The following is an 18711-nucleotide window of genomic DNA, read 5'->3' on the forward strand; positions in this document are numbered from 1 at the left end:
AGAACCCCATGGAATTTCCCCGTAAGAACACCGTTTGCGAGCCCTAGACAATCGCAAAAAAAGCAAAGGAGCGATGAGTTTGACGATCTTGAATGACACCCTTTCGGAGTGGAACGTGGAGCTTCCACGGGAAACCTTTTCGAACAGGTCCATGGAATTGCCCGACGAATTGATCCACGGAACAAGCGATGTGCACGTCCACAGTGGTCCTTGGCTGAAGTCCTGCCCCGGACGCCTGGACCCGTTTCAGATAGCGGAGCAGGCCAGGGCAGCCGGCATGAGGTCGCTTGTCTTCTACGACCACACCCTTGGCATAAGCAGCGGAACCGCATTGCTTGCCAGCCGGCAGGTCCCCGGAATCGACATCTTTGGAGGAATCATCCTGACGAGTGTCCTCGGAGGCCTGAATCCACGGGCGGTGAAGACGGCGCTCGGGTACGGTTCCGGCGCGAGGTTCGTACATTTCGGTGCTCATTGCACGCACTACATGGCCAGCCACGAGGGCAGTTATGTCAATGGCAAACCCGTTCGTTTCAAGGACCAATACCCGAAATTCGCCCGCGACGAACTGTCCAAGGCGATCCGAATTCCGTTGGATGGGCTCATTCCGGACGAACTGAAAGAAATACTGACGCTCATAGCTGAGCAACCACACGTCCATCTGAATACCGGCCATGTTTCAGTTGACGAAGCCATTCGCCTTGTCGAGCTGGCGATCGACTTCGGAATCAAAAAGATCGTTGTGGCGCACCCCTGCAGAAGTCGCATGACTATTGACCAGCAGAAAGAACTTGCACAGAAAGGCGTAATGCTGGAAGGCGCCGTATCCGATTGGATGTTCCACCGAGGCCTGCCGCGTACCAACTATTACGTTGAGCGGGAATGGGCCGACGAGATCGCCGGGATTGCAAGCACGCCAGAGCTAAGCGGCGGGGTGGTGCCTTGGGCCAAGCAAATCAGGGAAATCGGCGTGGAGCATTTTGTACTCGGAACGGATTACGGCATCCGCTCCGGCCCCACGCCGATTGAGGGGATGCGCACACTCATCAGCACCTTGCTCGACCTTGAATTTACCTCAGAGGAGATTCATACGATGACCAAATGGAACGCAGAGCGCCTGCTGGACCTCGATTAACAATCCCAATTCCGTGGGGCGGTTGCCGCAGGCTGTTCCGGGTCGCGCGGCCCAATGAGGCCCGGCGCGGCAACCGTCCTACCCTCCGGATTATCACCAAAGATCACGATCTGATCGGACCAAGAAATGTCTGTCGCAGAAGATAACTTCCACCCACTCCGGGAAACTGTGTGGGAAACGCTTCGAACCAGGATTTTCGAAGGGCGATATCCACCTGGGACGTATCTGGTGGAGCGGGACCTCGCAGCGGAGTTCAACGTTTCCAGGCTGCCTGTCCGGGAAGCCTTGAGGATGCTCCGCCAGGAGGGTCTTCTGGGCGATCCCGGGCATCGCGGTGCTCCGATCAAACCGCTAAAGGCCAAAGAAGTGGAGGACCTCGCACATCTCCGCAGGTCCCTTGAAGTTCTGGCGTGCCAGCTGGCAGCACACCGGGCAACACAACAGGACCTTGCAAGATTGGCCAGCTATCTTGAGCGCGCCGGCCTCTGCCTGGTCCGGGGAGCTGAGGCCGAGGCGTACGAAGCAAACATTGAATTCCACGCAGAAATCGTCAAGATCGCCAACAACGACTTCCTAAGTTCGGCGTTTGAACCAGTCCAGGGCCGGATGAATTGGCTTTTTCATCAACCGAGAGACCTTCAAGAACTCACCAAGGACCACCGTGAGTTGTTTGCGGCCTTAGCCAGTGGCCGGGTGGACGTTGCTGCTGCGGCGTCGGCGGCACACATCTCCAAGTACCCGGCTCGGTTTCCGCGCTCGCCGCATCAAAGGACTCAGTTCGAAATGATCTCCTCAAACAACAAGCTTGTGCCCAAGGTCAATTAGAGCCACGAAGCCTCAATCGAGATCCAGGACCTCCAAAACAACCTCAACAACGTCCCCTTCAATAACACCAGCAGCGGTACGCACGGATTTTTTGACCGGGAGCAAATAGGAATTGGTTTTGCTGTCCGGGAAAATTGAGGTGGACCATTGGTGCCCGGAAATTGACGCAACGACCTTGAGCGATCCGAAACCGCGACGGAGCGGCGGCGATTCCTCCCTGATCTCGGTGGCGACTGATTCCGGCAGGGTGACAAAATGCCAACCTCCTTCCTCCCGATAACGCCACAACTCGGAATCAAAGGTATAAGAGACGGCCATTTGCCGAGTATTTCAACTGTGGCCTGGAGGCGCACCCCCTCTGCACCGGCTAGTCTTCGTGGGCCGCCGCTTCATGGCTCGTCGGAATGTCGTGCGCGGCGGCCCATTCACTCACATCGTGGCGTTCGATTGCGGCAGCCATGAGCTCTGGGAACAGGTCCGGTGTGCAGGCGAACGCGGGAACACCAATACCCGCCAGGGCCGCGGCATGGTTGGCATCGAATGCCGGATGGCCGCTGTCACTCAAAGCCAGCAGGGCGATCATCGTGGCCCCGGAGCCCACAATTGAAGCTGCCCGACGCAGCATTTCTTCCGCAATCCCGCCCTCGTAAAGATCGCTGATGAGCACCAAAATGGTTTCTGTTGGCTGGGAGATCTGGCTTTGGCAATAGGCCAGTGCCCGGTTGATGTCAGTGCCCCCGCCAAGCTGAACTCCAAAGAGCACGTCCACCGGGTCGTCCAGCTCGTCCGTCAGATCAACAACTTCGGTGTCAAAAACCACCAAGCGCGTACGCACCGAACGCAGCGAACTGAGCACCGCCCCGAACACACTGGAGTACACCACGGATTCAGCCATCGAACCTGATTGGTCGATGCAGAGGATGATTTCGCGTTGAACCTCTGTGCTTCGCCTGGCATATCCCACGAGCCGCTCGGGAACTATGGTGCGGTATTCGGGCTGATAGTGCTTGAGGTTGGCTGCGATTGTTCGGTTCCAATCGATATCCCGATGCCGGGGACGCCGAGTCCTCGCCGCCCTGTTCAGTGCCCCCGTGACAGCCTGGATTGTCTTGGCGCGCAACCGTTCCTCAAGTTCGTTGGTCACTTGCCGGACCACTGCCCGGGCCGTCTCGCGGGAATGCTTCGGGATCACCCGACCGAGTCCAACGAGCGTGCTGACCAGGGAGATATCCGGTTGGACGGTGCGCAGCATTTCTGGTTCAAGGAGCATTTGTCTCAGGCCAAGCCGTTCCATGGCATCGGATTGCATCACCTGCACCACGGTGGACGGGAAATAGCCACGAATGTCGCCGAGCCAACGTGCCACCCGCGGACTGGAGGACCCCATGCCGCCACGTCCTTGCGGCGTAGAGTCGTACAACTCAGCCAATACCTGATCACGCCGCGCGTCGTCAGCGGACAGCGCCACACCCTGTCCGTCAGCCGTAGTCACGCCGTCGGCCTCTTGTCCGCCAAGCACAAGGCGCCAACGGCTTAACCGGTCACGTCCAGTCGCCCGTCCGTCGTTATCGGATATCACGCGCTCGCCTCCCATCCCAGATACCGTGCCATCGCACGAATCGCAGGCCCTGCCGCCGCAATGTCCAGCGAACTTGTGTCGCCCGGGCGCTGGGCCGGAGCTGTGCCGCGGCTCAACTGCTCGCCGATCTCCCTCCGCTCCGGGCGGCTGAATACGGAGAACGTCCTTCGCAGCAAAGGCAGGACGTCCTCAAAGACCTCATCGTCCACTCCGGCTACCCAGTCATCGACGATCTGCAGCAGGCGCCGGTCGTGGATGAGAAGCACAGCATCCCCGGACAGGAATCCGTCCAGCCACGCTGCTGCCTGGGGAGCCGGGGTGGCCACTGACAAGCTTCGGCTGAGCCGGGACGCAACGTCGTCCCGATCCAACAAACCCGCATCCAGCAATAGTCGGGTGGCGCGCCCCGCAACGGAACCATGAATCCGATCAGAACCAGCAACAGCCGCCAAAGCCCGGTGCCAATCCTCCAAGGACAGCTCAGGCAGGAGAGACAGGCCATGTTGCGCGGAGTCGACGGCGCGGCGCATCACGGCTGCGGCATCGTCGTCGAGCCCTGAACATGCGGTCGGCAAGCCAACCGAGGCACGCACCACTGCCGCATCCAGGATCCGCCGCACCTCAGTAACATCGACTCCCCGGACATTCCCGTAGCGACAGGTTCGGGCCAGTGGCGCAATGGATTCCAGCAGCGGGGGAACATCCTGCTGCAGTGCCGTGCGTTCAGCCAGCACCTTCACCACGCTGCTGATTCCGTCCGGGAGATCAGCCAGGAGGCAGTCGGCAAGCAATTCGCTGAGGTCCGTTAAGCTGTCCGCGTCCTGGGCGCGTTCGGCCACAAACGTGGCGGCGGCCGAGGCCACGGTGGTGCCATAGCGACTGGCCTCCACAACGGCCACAGCCAGTTCCGGCTCCCAAGAGAGTGTCCAGGCCTCCTTGAACGTACCCGTGGTCCGGCCGGTTTCAGTGGGCGTACCCCAGTGGATTCCGAGCAACGCCAGCCTGTGGAGGAGCACCGAGCGGGCCAGCTGATTCGGCTTGCGCAGGTCGATGGCTATCACCTCCTCCAATGCGCTGGGCTTCAGCCGGAGGCGGCTCTGGGCGGCAGCCAAATCAGCGGCCAACGGAACCGTCGGCGCAGACTCCGGCACGCTGCCCAGCTGATGGCCAACGGTGAGTTCGCGGTGCACCAGTTTCATCGGCAACGGAGAGCCTTCACAGAGCACGGCTTGTGCGGCGTCGTCCAGCTCCGCGAGTCCCGGGCTCGGCCGGCCCCGGACGGCGGCAAGGGCATCCGCCATGCGGCTGGCCTCCACCACAGAAGCCGTTGAAGCGTCCAGTTTCTCGCGCCGCAGTGTTTGGGCAACCCGCACAAGCCAAGTGCTCGCGACGTCGGCGGTGGAGCCTCGGGTGGTCCAGTGGGCAAACAAATGCTGGTACCAACCGGGGGCAGTGACGCCAGCACCGTAGCCGCTTTGCAGGCTGAGCCGGCCGGAAGTCCAAGGAACCCAAGTCGCGGACACTTTGGTTTTCGGCAGTCCCGCCAACACTTTGTTGTCGGCAGCGGCCGGCGGAAAATTCGCCGGTACCAGGGCGGGTGCGTGGTAAGCGCCGCAGACGACGACGATCCGTCCGTGACCTTCCCGGATCGCGGCACGCAGCAGTCGCCGCATCGCCGCTTCCCGTCGGACATTTTCGACGACGTCAGGATGGTCCGCTGGCCGATCGTCCACTGCGCGGATCTCGGCTATGGCGTCGGTGATCGCCTCGAAGCGGTCTGCGGGACCGGCGTCGCGGTGTTCCACCGCATCCTCCCACCAGCGCTCGGCGTCGCTGTAACCGGCGGCCTGAGCCAGCATCCCAATGGCATCGGGGCGGTACGGCCGCTTGGGGCGGGTGTCGCCGTCGGGGGCTTCCGCGACGGGGACCTCCGGAGGTGACCCACTCTGGGACGGGTCCGACGACGGTTCCGCACCTGACGGCTCCTCCGTCGACGACGGCGGCGGGGACGTCGACGACGGCGGCGAAGGCGGCGCTGCGGCGGGCCCGCCGTCGATATGAAGCGCCAAACTGTGCGCCGCCGGAAGGTCGATCGCCCGGACGGGAGTCCCCGTAGACAAGGCCCAGCGGATCGCCACCCACTCGGGTGAAAAATCGGCCACGGGGTAAAACGAGGCCAGCCGCGGTTCGTCGCTCGCATAGATCAGTGCAGCCACCGGCGGCGACATTCCAACTTCGCCGGCCAGCGGCAGGACAGCGTCGAGCTCCGGCGGACCCTCCACGAGCACAAGGTTGGGCCGAAGTGAGGCCAGGGCCTCGGCCACCGAACGTGCCGAACCGGGCCCGTGGTGCCGGATCCCTAGGACATGGACGTCAGTCATGGGTCAGTGCAGCTTAGTTGGACGATTCAAGGTCTCGGCAGGCCCGGTAGAGATCTTTCCAATCGGGCCGGTTTCGGACTACGGTCTCCAGGTATTCCTGCCAAACCACCTGATCCTGCACAGGATCCTTCACCACTGCCCCCACCAGTCCGGCAGCCACGTCCTCGGCGCGGACGGTACCGTCCCCAAAGTGTGTGGCCAGCGACAAGCCGTTGGTCATCACGGATATTGCTTCCGCCGTCGACAGCGTAGCGGTTGGTGATTTGAGCGTGGTGCGCTTGTCCTGTGTCACCCCGGAACGCAGTTCCCTCATCACGGTGACAACCCGGCGGATTTCGGAGAGCGCTGCCAGATCGGCGGGGAGTTCCAGCGCCGTCCCAAGACTGCGCACCCTGGTGGCAACGATCTCCACTTCCTGGTCCAGGCTGTCCGGCAGGGGGAGCACAACGGTGTTGAAGCGGCGACGAAGCGCGGACGACAGATCATTGACGCCCTTGTCCCGGTTGTTGGCCGTGGCGATAACGTTGAAGCCTTTACGAGCCTGGACTTCTTCGTTGAGCTCGGGAATCGGCAGGGTTTTCTCGCTCAGGATAGTGATCAGCGAATCCTGCACGTCCGAGGGAATGCGCGTCAGCTCTTCCACCCGGACCAGGCTGCCGGTCTCCATGGCACGCATTACCGGACCAGCAACCAGGGCAGCGCGGGAGGGGCCATCGGCGAGCAGCCGCGCATAGTTCCAGCCGTAACGTAGCGCCTCTTCCGGTGTGCCCGCCGTGCCCTGCACCACCAAGGTAGAGATTCCAGAGATTGCAGCCGCAAGGTGTTCGCCCAGCCACGTCTTTGCCGTCCCAGGTACGCCAAGCAGCAACAGGGCCCTGTCCGTGGCCAGTGTGGCCACGGCCATCTCCACGAGACGGGCAGAACCAAGGTATTTCGGCGTAATCTGCGTGCCGTCCGGGAGCGTGCCGCCAAGGACGTAGGTGGCTACAGCCCACGGGGACAGTCGCCAGCTGGGCGGCCTGGGGCGGTCGTCGACGGCGGCCAGCGCCTGGAGTTCGTCGGCGTACGCGTCCTCGGCATGCGCACGCAGAATGTTCGCGCTGGAGCTTTGGGCATCGGTCATCGGAAGGCCTCCGTCAGCGATTGTCGGAACGATTGGTATTGCACCACATCACGAAACACACGACGCCGAGGCGCGTCGTTGTCGGCACGTTCTAGCAGGCGTCGGCACTGTTCGGCTGCCTCCGGCGGCAGAGCCGAGGGGAGGAAATCAGCCACCATGGCAGCGAGATAGCCGCCCTTTTTCGAGGTGATCAGCGCCAGTACTTCATTGGCCAAGGGCGTGCCCCAGGGCCTGGGCAAATCACGCAGCAGAGGCATCACTGCCAGAGCCTGCTCCGTACCTGACTGGATGAGGCGCACTATGGCGTCCTGGCGCTCGCCTGGGGGCAGGCACTTCAGCAGGCGTGCATCGGAACGGACGTCCAGGAGGGCACGTACCCAGTCGACGTCGGCGCGCAGCACCGCCGCCTCGACAATCGCGTTTATCACGCGGGCCTCCCCGCTGAGCAATGTAAGCGTTCCTTCGGGATCGCGGCCCGACGCTGAGGTCCAGACGTCCAGCGGGGCTCCGCGGATGATGGTATCCAGGCGCCCCAGCCTGTCTGGCTCACGGGTGCGGGGATCAGCTGCGATTCCGTCCCGGAGGGCTGCGGCGTCCGGCGTTCCGGGCAGTTCGATCTCGAACTGCTTTCGCAAGAGTCCTTTGACGTGGAGCAGCGGGCGCAAACGTGCCGCCATTCGCTGGGCACGGGAGCTGCCCGGAAGCCGATCGAGAAGACCCGCGGCGATTTCCCGAACCGTCTTTGCTTTGTCATCCAAAGCCCTTTCCAACAGTTCTTCGTCCGCGGCCTGGATGTTAAGGGCGAAGACTGCCAGGTGGGCTGCGCGTTCGCGGGCGCCGAGGTTGTCCCAATGCCTTGTCAGAAGTTCTCGCGCAACATTCGGATCGTTCCGCCGAAGGCGTTGGAGAACGGCAGTGGCCTCGGCGCTGCCCAACTCAATCCATTGTTCGAACTGCGATGGACTGCTCATCGCAAGGCTGCTCTCCGCAGGGCTGCTCGCCGTCGTGCCGCTCGCCACGGCACTGCTCGCCATGCCACCGCTCGTCATTGACGGTCGAGTGCGGGCCCCGGCGGGGCCTGCTAGATCCTGCAACCATCGGCCCCGCGTTCCTATAGCGGGGTCCAGGCGCTCCGCGATAACCGCCTTGTTTTCCGCCAGTGTGAGCAGCGCAGGAAGCAGCCGGTGGGGAACCCGCCGTCGTGCTCTTTCCGCAAGACCCAGCCAGTCCGCCACCAGTTGGTTTCGTAATTCCAGTCCCACGGGCGGCTGCGTAAGCAGCAGGTCCAGCAACCGGGCCGCATCGCCGTCGGCCTGCGGGACGTCGTCCGGCCCGGCGGGCTGCGGCAAGGCGGAAGCCTCGACGTCGAGGGGCCGACGGGCAGCACGCGTGGCGACATCCGCCAGGGCAGCTTGGTCCAGCAATGATTCTTCGCGGGACAGGCCATCGGGTGGGCGGACTCCCAATTCGGCAGGCGGCGCGGGAGCCGCATGCCGGCCTGTGCCCACAAGCGCCGCAGCCCTGAGGTCGTCCAGCCAAGTCATGGAACCACCACCGAACCATCCACCACCAACGACAGCGGACGCACGCGTCCCTCGTCCAACTCACAAAACACGTCCACCGGATGGCCACCCGTGAGCGCCAACAGTGAATCCAGGCTCGCATCGACAACAGGCAGGGCATCACCAAACTCGTCCTGCAGCCAACCGGGATCGCCGGGGCATACACGCACTCCACTAAGCAATACCGGCCTACGGTCGCGCCAGGGAGAGAGGGCCACGGCAGCCGCTTCCGCGTCCAGCGCCTGGGCAATGCTGCAACCCTCGCCGAGGCTGGCCGCCAGTCCCCGCGGTGATATCGGACTGGTGAACATCGCCCGCCGGGGCGCCGAACCGGGGTAACGCGCCACGGTAACGTCCAGAACCGCCCCTGCCAGCTGGGGCACCGTGAGTGCCTGTCCTTGGGCAGCGAAGTCCAGTACGACGACGAATGATCCGTCCGGTGCGCGTAGCCAGGTGCGCTGTTGCTGAAGTCGCCCGTCATCGCTGCGGTGGGCACCGAGAACAAGCCACGGACCGGGAATGGCCTCTGTCTCCTGAACGTCCGCGGACGCCGTGGCCCACCCCAGGGTTGCCCTCAAATCGGCAAACTCGCTGGGACTCAATTGATCCCGCAAGGTCCAGGCCTTGGTTAGCGCCCACCAGCGGCCTGCGCGCAGCAGCAGGTGATCGGCCCAATCGGGGCGGGCATGAACATCCGATCCCATGGCGCGAACCTGATCCGCCAGGCCCGGAAGCTGAGCGTCCACAAGGCGCGCCGCCACACCGTCCCACCAGGAATAGGGCTGCGTCCGCGCGGAGGCGAGGCCCGTTCGCACCAGGTCCGTCAGCCACCGGGCAAAGTCCGCGATGCCGGCATCCATCAGCGTCAGCCGCTCGGCGAGGCGCTTGGCCTGGGCCGCTGGGTCCGCTGCTTGGTCAGACTGGCGCTGCTCGCGTGCGGCCGAGCGGCTGGCCCGCTGGGCAGCCCACTCCTCAGCAAAATCGGCAGTCTCGGTGCCGGACTCAGCTGCCTCGCCGCGGGCCCAAAGAAGCAGCAGGGCCAAGGCGTGCTTGCAAGGGAATTTCCGGCTGGGGCAGGAGCAGCGGTAGGCCGGGGCCGCGATGTCCACGCTCACCTGATAAGGGGTTTTTCCGCTGCCCTGGCACTTACCCCAAACCAGCACGTCATTGCTGCCGGTGTCAGACCACGGCCCCGGCCGGGCAAGCTTGCGGGCAGCCGCAATGGAGGATTGATCCGGCGCAGCGCCGATCACCCGTTCCTCGGTCCACCGCGCCATAGTGGACATTCTGCCCGATGCCACAGACATTCCACTATGCTCCAATTCGGGACAGTGCATTGGGGGGCCGTGGACCGCTGTTCAGACGCCGCCGGCCGCAAGGCCTGCGGCACGTCTACGTCGGAGGATGCCCAAGTGGAATTGGACAGGCCCACCCTGCTAGTGGTTTTCGGAGGCACCGCCTTGACCATGGCGGTGCTGTTCTATTTCGATGTCTATCGCCGCGGCCGAGCGGAGATCGCCGGCTGGTGGTGTGCCGCCGTCGGGTTTTTTGCGGTGACGGCCGCTGGTTTTCTACTCGATGAGCTCCTAGGGCTCGAGTGGGCCTATGACGTCGGCGTTGGATTCATGGTGGCCGCGAACGCCTGCATTTGGGGCGGTGCGCGGTCGATTTCCGGCCGATCGGCTCCCAAATTCGTGCCGGTGGCGCTCTGGGCAATCGTCACGCTGGCCGCGTTCGGGGCGGGTGAAGCTCCCAGTAACCTGGGCCGGGCCATCGTGGTTGCACTTATGGGCATCGCGCTCGCCTGGGCCGCCCTCGAGATGCGGCGTGCGCCGGCAGTGGCCAGGTCCAAAGCGATATTTGTCCTGGTCGCCGCGGCCTGCTCCGCCTACTACTTTGCCCGCACCATTGGGCTGTTGGTGCTTGGCCCGGAGCACCACATCTTCCAAGGACTGTTCAGCCCGGGGGTCAGCCTGGTGGCAGCCATGCCGGTGCTGATTGTCGCGTCTTACAGCATGACCTCGTTCGCCACTGCCCAGCTCACGGCGGAGTTGACGCTCCTTGCCAGCACGGACCTGCTCACCGGACTCCTTAATAGGAGGGCGTTTATGGAGGCAGCAGCCCGCCGCATGGCGGCCGTGGCGGATCCCGACGACGGCCTGGTCCTGGTTATTGCCGACCTGGACCGGCTAAAGGCCGTGAACGACACCTTCGGCCACCCTGTGGGCGACGAAGTGATCAGCCTCTTCGGCTCGGTATGCCGGCAGACCGTCCGTTCCACTGACCTGGTGGGACGTTACGGGGGCGAGGAGTTCATCCTGCTGCTGGACGGCGCCGACGCGGCTTCAGCGGAACCTGTGTGTCAGCGCATCAACGACCTGTTGGCCGCCGGGAGCGAGGGAACGGCACAGGGGCGCGTTTCCGCGAGTTTCGGTGCGACGACCGTCCGCCAACATGACACGCTGGATGGCACGATCCGGAGGGCGGACCAGGCCCTGTACGCCGCTAAGCGGAGCGGCAGGAACCGCTTTGTGAACGCCGAGGACGGTTAGGAGTTTGTGTACGTACCCTACTGAGCGTTAAAGGGTATTAGCTGTACACAAACTCCTTAGAGGCCGGGAAGGGTTGGCGCCACCGTCGCCGGGTTGGAAAAGTCGTCGAGGGAATCCGGGATGACCACGTGCTCCACGGGAGCTTCGCCCATGGCAATTAGCAGTTCGTTGATTGAGATCTGGCCTGTGAGTTCGCCCGGACTGTCTGCGCTCATAAATCGACCTTAGGTGACTGAGTGGCGGAGCCGCGGGTGTGACACGGCAGCAGTGCGTCCGGCGGCCGCGGCTTCCATCACTTCCTCCATGTACGGGGCACGGACTGAACCGCTGATCTTGCAGTCCAGGAGGAGAACCCCTTGGGCTCCGGCCTCGGCCCAACGCGACACAGCTGAAAGATCCTCCAAACTCCGCACCGTGGATGCCTGCGCGCCTAAGGCCTGGGCGAGTCCTGCGAAGTCGACGTCGGGGATCAGCATTGGCTGTTCCGTCACCCCGAGCGACCCATACTGGTGGATTTCGGCGCCGTAGGCAGAGTCGTTGAACACAACGATGACCCCGCTCCGAACTGTACGAATTACCGACTCCAGGTCCGCCAGCGCCATCAGCAGGCCGCCGTCGCCCGTTGCCAATACCACCGTGGACTCCGGTGCCGCGGCGCCGGCCCCCACTGCGCTCGCGAGTCCCAGCCCTATGCTCTGGAATGCCGTGCCCACCATGTTGAGCGCATGGGGGCCGGGCACGTCCCAAAACATCGGTGCCCAGCCGATGAAATGGCCGCCGTCCTGGACCACCACACGGTCCTTAGGCAGTAGCCCATCCAAGGCAGCAGCCACGGACCGCGGGTCGAGCCGTCCATCACCGGCGTACCCAGTCCCGGCGTGGCGGTGAAGGGCTTCAGTAACAACTTCCGCTGAGACACCGGGCCACGTGTAGGAACCGTGCCGATGGTCCGGAAGCAGATTGATCAGCTGCTCGGCTATGCTTCGGGCGTCGCCACGGAGGAACAGATCGACTCGTGGGTGCGTCGGCCCTGATGATACGTCCACCTGAATCACTGTGGCGGCCGGACCGAACAGCTGACCGAAGCGCATAGTGAACTGGTTGAGCCCGGCACCGGCAACCAGTACCACGTCTGCATCCGCCATGATCGCCGCCGCCGACTCGGTGCCAAAGCCGCCTGCAATGCCAAGATCCCTGGGTCCCTCCGAGAAAAACCGGCGGGCGAGCGCCGTACCTGCAGTCAGAGCGCCGAGCCGCTCAGCCAGTCGGCTCAGCGCGTCGCCTGCCTCGGATAGTCGCGCGCCGCGGCCGGCCAGTAGCAGTGGACGCTTTGCGCCCGCCAGCAAGGCAGCAGCCCGGGCCAGCGCTCCCGCGTCCGGCGCAAACTGCTGCGGGGTCGGATCCACAGACGGCGACAGGCCGTCGTCGTACTCCACCACCGGCTCGGTGGCGAGGTTGTAGGGGATGGCGAGGACGACGGCGGTGCGGTTCGCGAGGGCGTGTCGGACCGCCTGCTTGGTGACGCGGCCGGCGTCGTCCGCTGTTGCCGTGAAGGTGGGGACACCAACGGCGGCAGCGAGCCCGGTTTGGTCGACGTCCCAGGCGCGCACACCGGCGGACGGTGCGTCCCCGGCGACCAGGACCACTGGGATTCCGGCACGGGCAGCTTCCGCGAGGCTGGTTACGGCGTTCGTGAAACCGGCGCCGTATGTGGTGGTGGCGATGGCGAGCCGACCGCTGACCCGATAGTAGGCGTCGGCGGCGGCCACAGCGGCAACCTCGTGGCGAACGGCGTGAAACGTCAGGCCGGCGGCCTCCGCGGCGTCCAGGAAATAGGCATTGCCGTTGCCCATGAGGCCAAAGACATCTTTGGCATGGCGGGAGAGAACATCGGCAATGCGGGCGGAAATGGACAACGGAACAAATGCGGTCACGGAATCTCCTGACGGACATATGGTTTGCGAATTCCATATGTGTCTGCGGAGTTGTTCCGTTATTGCCCCTTTTGAGGACACCGGCATTCGATGAGGCCTGACCCGATGAAGACTAAGCCAGGATGGCGGGGACGTTCAAGTGCTTTGAGCGATCGAGCCCGTTAGTGGATTCCGGGCGGTGTTTACGTGGACGTGACAGCGGGGAAACGGCGTCACAATGGCACGAGGCTAGCTTGGGTCCATGTTCACGGCATTGCTGGGGCGCGTGGTCGCCTGGATCGAGACAGCGTACTTCCACGACATTGTTGAGGAATCCTCCCAAGGAATTCTCGAAGCGACCCGGTGGGGATGGCTTCCGGCACTCAGCGGCGTCGCAATCGCCCGCGACACGGTGGCCGCGCGCCCGGATGGTCGTGACTGAGGGCGGCTGCATAGCTGGCGTGTCGCCCCGTCGTTCCGGGGGAAAGCGGCCCGATTTGTATTCTTGAACACACTATTCGTGGATTGCCTGTACTATGCCCTAAACTGCTTCACTGAGGTGCCAGATTTGGTGCCTGGATTGGCACTATGCAGCAACGAAAGTGAACCCAAATGGCTACCGATTACGACGCTCCACGCAAGACAGAAGAAGATTCTCCCGCTGAGTCGCTGGAGGCCCTTCAGGCGTCCCGTGGCGCAGGTGCCCAGACCGCGGTGATCGACGTCGACGAAAACGACACGGCTGAAGGAATCGACCTCCCGGGTGCCGACCTCTCCGGAGAAGAGCTCACCGTCATCGTTGTACCGGAGCAGTCCGACGAATTCACTTGTTCCTCCTGCTTCCTGGTCCGCCACCGGTCCCAGATCGCACTGGAGAAGAACGGCCTCAAGTACTGCGTCGAGTGCGAAGGCTAGGTCCCACGGCCTGCAGGCCCCGTCAGATCACATGCGGTCTGGCGGGGCATTTTTGTACCCGGCGAACTGTGCCCGGACGGCCCGTTATCGCACATTACGATCGGGTCTGTGACGGCCTCGCAAAAGGCCCTTCCGTAACCGTTTAGATGCCGCTCAATAATCGCTCCGTGACCACCACCGGGCCTCATTAACGGTTGTGCGCCGAAGCGGATACAACCCATCTTTTTGCCCTTTCCCGCTCCTAGTCTTGACGTATCAGGACACACAAAAGGAGGTGGCCCGGCATGAGAAAGATTCATGCTTTGCTGGTGGCACTTTTGATGGCTGTGGGACTTGGCCTGGTTGCTCCCGGGCCCGCTTCGGCAGCCTCCTTCTGCGGACTCGTCTGGGGTTCGTTGCAGAAGTCGGCCCCAGGGTTAAGCCAGGCACAGGTAACCAACGTCCGGACCGGTCAGCATGAGTGCTACGACCGGCTGGTAGTGGACCTCAATGGAAAGGTTGCGGGTTACACCGTGAAGTACGTACCAGCGGTGGTCCAGGATGGTTCCGGGCTACCGGTCCCGTTGCGCGGCGGAGCGTTCATCCAGGTAACGGTTAACGCGCCGGCGTACAACAGCAGTGGACAGCCCACGTACAGCCCGGCCAACCCCAAGGAGCTGAGCAACGTGAATGGCTACCGGACTTTCCGGCAGGTGGCGTTCGCGGGCAGCTTTGAAGGGTACACAACCATCGGGCTCGGCGTCCGCGCCAGGCTTCCGTTCCGGGTCTTCACCCTGGACGGGCCGGGGACAGGTTCCCGGCTGATAGTTGACGTAGCTCATCTTTGGTGAGCTGAGCAGCTGGCCCCATCAGCAAAGAGGCCTTGTTCCTGATGGATCAGGAGCAAGGCCTCTTTGCTGATGCGCCTAGCCTATTCAGGCACCACCAGCGCCGGAGTGTCCCTGCGGATGGTCTCCCCACGGAAGAAGCCAGGGCGGACACGGGACATGATGAGCATGAACACAGCACCCATCGCCAGGATGCCAATGCCCAGCACAAACACCAGGCCTACGCCAAAGATTTCCGAGCCGCTGCCGAATTCCGGCGCCCAGCTGTCCACAGCGGTCTGGACGAAGACAACAAATAGTCCTATGCCTCCCACCAACGGGCAGACGAACCGCAGCATGAGGTTGCGGAGGCTGCTGAAGGCTGTCTGCCGGAAGTACCAGGCACAGGCGATTGCGGTCAGGCCGTAGTAGAAGCAGATCATGAGGCCGAGGGCCAGGATGGTGTCGTTGAGGACGTTCTCGCTGACCACATGCATGATTGCGTAGAAGCCCGCGGAGAGGGCGCCGGCTGCGATGGTGGCGAAGCCCGGCGTCGAGAATTTCCGGCTCATGTGCGCGAACGGCTTGGGCAGTGCGCCGTAGTGCGCCATGGCCAGGAGGCTGCGTGACGGCGAGGTGAAGGTCGACTGCAGGGACGCGGCGGAGCTGGACAGGACCGCCAGCGACATCAGGATGGCGAATGGGCCCATGACCGGGGACGCCAGCGCCGTGAAGACATTGGCATGGTTCTCCTCGTTGTTCAGCCCGATGCCGTCTGTGCCGACGCCGGCGAACATCATGGTGGCGATGGTCACCAGCAGGTAGATGCCCAGGACAACGACGGCGGTCAGCGTGCCGGCCGCGCCGGCAGTCTTTTTTCCATTGGCGGTTTCTTCGTTGACGGTCAGGCAAACATCCCAACCCCAGTAGACGAAGATCGACAGCGAAATTCCGGCTGCAACTTGTCCGAACGTCTCGATTTTGGTGACGTCAAACCAGTCCCAGCTGAAGGGAATGGCGGTTTCCGACGTCGACCAGTTGGCGAAAGCCATGGCGACGAACAGTCCCAGGACCAGCAGCTGGAAGCCGACCAACCCGTACTGCACGATCTTTGTGGTGTGCAGGCCGCGGTAGCTGACCCAGACTGCGAGGCCTACGAAGACAAAGCACGTGGCAACGTTGAGCGGCTTGTTCGCCGAGAGGTCGGCAAGCTCCGGCGAGCCGGTGAGCTGGGCCAGGAAGAGGTAGAAGAAGTCCACCGCCACGCCGGCCAGGTTGGAAAGGACGATGATGTTGGCTGCCAGGAGCCCCCAACCGCCCATCCAGCCAATCCACGGGCCGAACGCTTTGGTAACCCAGGTAAACGTGGTGCCACTGTCCGGCGAGTCGGCGTTGAGCTCGCGGTAGGCCAGGGACACCAGGATCATCGGAATGAATCCGATCAGGAAAATCACGGGAAGCTGAAGCCCGGCCTGGGCCACCGTTGGCCCAAGTGCGCTTGTCAGCGTGTAGGCGGGAGCGATGGTTGAAATGCCAAGGACTACGACGGCGAGGAGCCCCAACTGCCCCGTCTTCAGTCCTTTGCCGGTAATGCCGTGTGCGGAGCCGGGGGCGTCCACCACGGCGTTGTGTGTGCCGATTGTCTGGCTCATGTGAGGGCCCTTCTGTTCGTGGCCGGAAGTAGCTAGCCGGCCGCAGGCTGTTGCTGCGTAATGCAGTGGATGCCTCCGCCGCGGGCGAAGAGCGGACGTGCGTCGACACTGACTACGCGCCGCCCGGGGTAGGCATCGGCGAGAATGCGCAAGGCCTTCTCATCCATGGGGTCGTTGAAGCTGCAGGCGATCACGCCGCCGTTCACCACGAGGTGGTTGATGTAGCTGTAGTCCACAAAACCTTCCTCGTCGCGGAGGATAGTGGGAGCGGGAACTTCGATGATGTTCCAATCCCGTCCTGCGGAATCCTGCGTGGTGCGCAGGAAGCCGATGATTTCCCTGGACACCTCAAAGTCCGGGTGTTCCGGGTTCTGCTGGCAGTGCACAAGCAGGGTTCCAGGGCTGGGGATCGCCGCCACTATGTCCACGTGGCCACGCGTGCCGAACTGCTCGGAATCGCGCGTCAGGCCACGGGGGAGCCAAATGACTTTTGTGGCGCCGATCGTGCGGGCCAGTTCAGCCTCGACGTCGGCCTTGCCCAGCCCCGGGTTGCGTGCCGGATCCAGCTGTACTGTCTCCGTGACCAGCACCGTGCCGTGGCCGTCCACTTGGATACCGCCGCCTTCGTTGACCAGCGGCGACGGAACGTGGCGTGCGTCGGCGCGGCCCGCGATGTCCTTGGCGATCAACCCGTCTTTGTCCCACGCCGCCCACTCCTGGGCGCCCCAACCGTTGAAGACCCAGTCGACGGCGCCCAGCCGGCCGCCGTCGTCGAGGACGAACGTTGGCCCGATGTCCCGCATCCAGGCGTCGTTCAGCTCCGCGGTGACGATGTCGACGTCGGGCCGCAAGTATGCGGCGGCGACGTCTTCGTCGTCGGGATGTACGACGACGGTGACCGGCTCGAAATCGACGGTTGCGTTAGCGACGGCGGCCCAGGTGGAGCGTGCCTCATGGGCCGCGTCCGGCGTGTCGCCCAGGGTGTAGCCGGCGTGCGGGAAAGCCATCCAAACGCGCTCCTGTGGAGCTGTTTCTGCCGGCATCCGCCAGGCTGTCATGCCTTGACCCCCGTCGGCAGGGCCTCGATGCCAAACGGCGCGTTGTGGTTCACCGGCTCTGTCAGGCGGGCGTAGGTGTCCGGCCGACGTGTGGTGAGGAAGGGGAAGAGGGTCAGCCAGTCCTTGCGCTGGTCAAGGTCCAAGTCCGCCACAAGAACGGCGGATTCGTCCCGTGGAGCCTGCACCAGGATGCGGCCATAAGGGTCCGAAATGAAGGATGAACCGTAGAAGTTGAGTGTCCCCTCGCAGCCCCAGCGGTTCGGCGCCACCATAAACAGGCCGTTTGCGATGCCGTTTCCTACGATGACCTGCTGCCAAAGCGGCTGCGTGTCAAAGTCAGGGTGATCCGGTTCTGATCCGATGGCCGTTGGGTAGACCAGGATTTCCGCGCCGCCCAACGAGTACATGCGGGCCAACTCTGGGAACCATTCGTCCCAGCATGTGGGCATGCCGAGTCGGGCGCCGCCGAGTTCGGCGGGGGAGTGGACTTCGTAAGCGTCGGACGCGGCGGGGCCCTGTCGGAAGAACTTGTCCTCGTAGTAGCCGGCGGTTACGGGGATGTGCAGCTTGTGGGTGCGGGCCAGGAGTTCGCCTTCCGGGGACACCAGGATGGCGGTGTTGAGTCCAAGGCCGTCGTCGCTGCCGTCCGGGTTCTCGGCGCGCTGGTACAGCGAGGCGTGGACCGTTACGTTATGGGCGCGGGCGGCGGCCGCTGCGAAGGCGAAGGTGGGACCGGTGAGGAGGTCCTCGGCAATGTCGGATGGTCGGATGCCTTCGCCCGGCTTGTTGTCCGGGCGGGTGTCTGCCGGGTAGCGGGAGAGCGTGAGTTCGGGCAGGAAGACGACGGTGGCGCCGAGTGCGGCGGCCCGGGCAATGCCCGCGTTGAGTTCGGCGTGGAGGACGGCTGTGTCCTCATGCCAGCGGTGCTGGACGACGCCGACACGAAGGGGCGTGCGGGTGGAGGCTTCTGTGCGGGCCAGGGAAACGGGAGCTTCCAGGCTGGTGACTTCAATCATGGTTTTGCTTGTTTCTCCGTGTGAGACGGTGGTCACTAAATGAATGACGTTCATTTAGTATGGACGGAGAACGGCCCGGGCGCAAGGGCTAAAAATGAACTTGGCTCATTTTTGGCTTTGTCCTGTCACTTTCCTCGGACAAAGTGGAGGGACTGGGCTCGTAGATCACAAGCGCAGAGCCCAGGAGTTGATGC

General features: G+C 63.5%; 17 protein-coding genes. 6 read left to right on the top strand and 11 right to left on the bottom strand.

Features of this window, described 5'->3' with window-relative positions; genetic code table 11:
- Positions 1 to 151: 151 nt before the first annotated feature.
- Together LD110_RS13250 and LD110_RS13255 are read left to right on the top strand one after the other, a co-directional pair.
- Positions 152 to 1135 carry a DUF6282 family protein gene (locus LD110_RS13250; protein WP_225499555.1) on the top strand — a complete coding sequence of 328 codons (984 nt, stop codon included), beginning with the start codon at positions 152 to 154 and terminating at the stop codon, positions 1133 to 1135.
- A gap of 126 nt (positions 1136 to 1261) precedes the next feature.
- A complete protein-coding gene (locus LD110_RS13255) occupies positions 1262 to 1960 on the top strand; it encodes a GntR family transcriptional regulator (protein WP_225499299.1) in 699 nt (232 codons plus the stop codon).
- Positions 1961 to 1972: 12 nt separating this feature from the next.
- Here LD110_RS13255 and LD110_RS13260 read toward each other — a convergent pair whose 3' ends face one another.
- The 6 genes from LD110_RS13260 to LD110_RS13285 form a co-directional block, all read right to left on the bottom strand.
- Entirely contained in the window at positions 1973 to 2278 is a 306-nt protein-coding gene (locus LD110_RS13260; RefSeq protein ID WP_225499300.1) for a DUF1905 domain-containing protein, read from the bottom strand.
- A gap of 49 nt (positions 2279 to 2327) precedes the next feature.
- A complete protein-coding gene (locus LD110_RS13265; RefSeq protein WP_225499301.1) occupies positions 2328 to 3452 on the bottom strand; it encodes a VWA domain-containing protein in 1125 nt (374 codons plus the stop codon).
- Positions 3453 to 3535: 83 nt separating this feature from the next.
- Positions 3536 to 5920 (bottom strand): DUF5682 family protein, encoded by a 2385-nt coding sequence (locus tag LD110_RS13270; RefSeq protein ID WP_225499302.1) that lies wholly within the window; start codon positions 5918 to 5920, stop codon positions 3536 to 3538.
- Positions 5921 to 5933: 13 nt separating this feature from the next.
- Complete coding sequence (locus tag LD110_RS13275) at positions 5934 to 7043, bottom strand: AAA family ATPase (protein ID WP_225499303.1); 1110 nt, start codon at positions 7041 to 7043, stop codon at positions 5934 to 5936.
- The gene (locus LD110_RS13280; RefSeq protein WP_225499304.1) at positions 7040 to 8587 is read right to left on the bottom strand and encodes a DUF5691 domain-containing protein; all 1548 of its coding nucleotides are present in this window, start codon (positions 8585 to 8587) and stop codon (positions 7040 to 7042) included. Before LD110_RS13280 ends, LD110_RS13275 begins: the two co-directional genes overlap by 4 nt.
- On the bottom strand, positions 8584 to 9912 hold the full coding sequence (locus LD110_RS13285; protein ID WP_225499305.1) for an SWIM zinc finger family protein: 1329 nt from the start codon (positions 9910 to 9912) through the stop codon (positions 8584 to 8586). Before LD110_RS13285 ends, LD110_RS13280 begins: the two co-directional genes overlap by 4 nt.
- A 39-nt stretch (positions 9913 to 9951) precedes the next feature.
- Here LD110_RS13285 and LD110_RS23905 point away from each other — a divergent pair, with 39 nt between their 5' ends.
- Positions 9952 to 11157: a diguanylate cyclase gene (locus LD110_RS23905; RefSeq protein ID WP_225499306.1), complete on the top strand. Its 1206-nt coding sequence runs from the start codon at positions 9952 to 9954 to the stop codon at positions 11155 to 11157.
- A gap of 56 nt (positions 11158 to 11213) precedes the next feature.
- On the opposite strand, the gene LD110_RS13295 is transcribed toward LD110_RS23905, so the two are convergent.
- Positions 11214 to 11372: a hypothetical protein gene (locus tag LD110_RS13295; RefSeq protein ID WP_225499307.1), complete on the bottom strand. Its 159-nt coding sequence runs from the start codon at positions 11370 to 11372 to the stop codon at positions 11214 to 11216.
- A gap of 9 nt (positions 11373 to 11381) precedes the next feature.
- Positions 11382 to 13091, bottom strand: coding sequence for a thiamine pyrophosphate-binding protein (locus tag LD110_RS13300; RefSeq protein WP_225499308.1), 1710 nt, complete (start codon positions 13089 to 13091; stop codon positions 11382 to 11384).
- A 241-nt stretch (positions 13092 to 13332) separates the two neighbouring features.
- Between LD110_RS13300 and LD110_RS13305 the strand changes: the two genes are divergently transcribed.
- From LD110_RS13305 to LD110_RS13315, 3 genes are all read left to right on the top strand, one after another.
- The gene (locus tag LD110_RS13305; RefSeq protein WP_225499309.1) at positions 13333 to 13512 is read left to right on the top strand and encodes a hypothetical protein; all 180 of its coding nucleotides are present in this window, start codon (positions 13333 to 13335) and stop codon (positions 13510 to 13512) included.
- Positions 13513 to 13682: 170 nt separating this feature from the next.
- Entirely contained in the window at positions 13683 to 13985 is a 303-nt protein-coding gene (locus tag LD110_RS13310) for a DUF4193 domain-containing protein (RefSeq protein ID WP_225499310.1), read from the top strand.
- Positions 13986 to 14269: 284 nt separating this feature from the next.
- On the top strand, positions 14270 to 14815 hold the full coding sequence (locus tag LD110_RS13315; protein WP_225499311.1) for a hypothetical protein: 546 nt from the start codon (positions 14270 to 14272) through the stop codon (positions 14813 to 14815).
- Positions 14816 to 14895: 80 nt separating this feature from the next.
- Here LD110_RS13315 and LD110_RS13320 read toward each other — a convergent pair whose 3' ends face one another.
- Genes LD110_RS13320 through LD110_RS13330 form a run of 3 tightly spaced genes read right to left on the bottom strand, consistent with a single transcriptional unit; the run spans position 14896 to position 18517 of the window.
- Positions 14896 to 16443: an APC family permease gene (locus LD110_RS13320; RefSeq protein WP_225499312.1), complete on the bottom strand. Its 1548-nt coding sequence runs from the start codon at positions 16441 to 16443 to the stop codon at positions 14896 to 14898.
- Between the two features lie 32 nt (positions 16444 to 16475).
- On the bottom strand, positions 16476 to 17501 hold the full coding sequence (locus LD110_RS13325) for an agmatine/peptidylarginine deiminase (RefSeq protein ID WP_225499313.1): 1026 nt from the start codon (positions 17499 to 17501) through the stop codon (positions 16476 to 16478).
- The gene (locus LD110_RS13330) at positions 17498 to 18517 is read right to left on the bottom strand and encodes a nitrilase-related carbon-nitrogen hydrolase (protein WP_225499314.1); all 1020 of its coding nucleotides are present in this window, start codon (positions 18515 to 18517) and stop codon (positions 17498 to 17500) included. Before LD110_RS13330 ends, LD110_RS13325 begins: the two co-directional genes overlap by 4 nt.
- Positions 18518 to 18711 lie beyond the last annotated feature (194 nt).

The sequence above is a fragment of the Arthrobacter sp. M4 genome, assembly GCF_020251205.1.
In the GTDB taxonomy this organism is placed as follows: Bacteria; Actinomycetota; Actinomycetes; order Actinomycetales; family Micrococcaceae; genus Arthrobacter.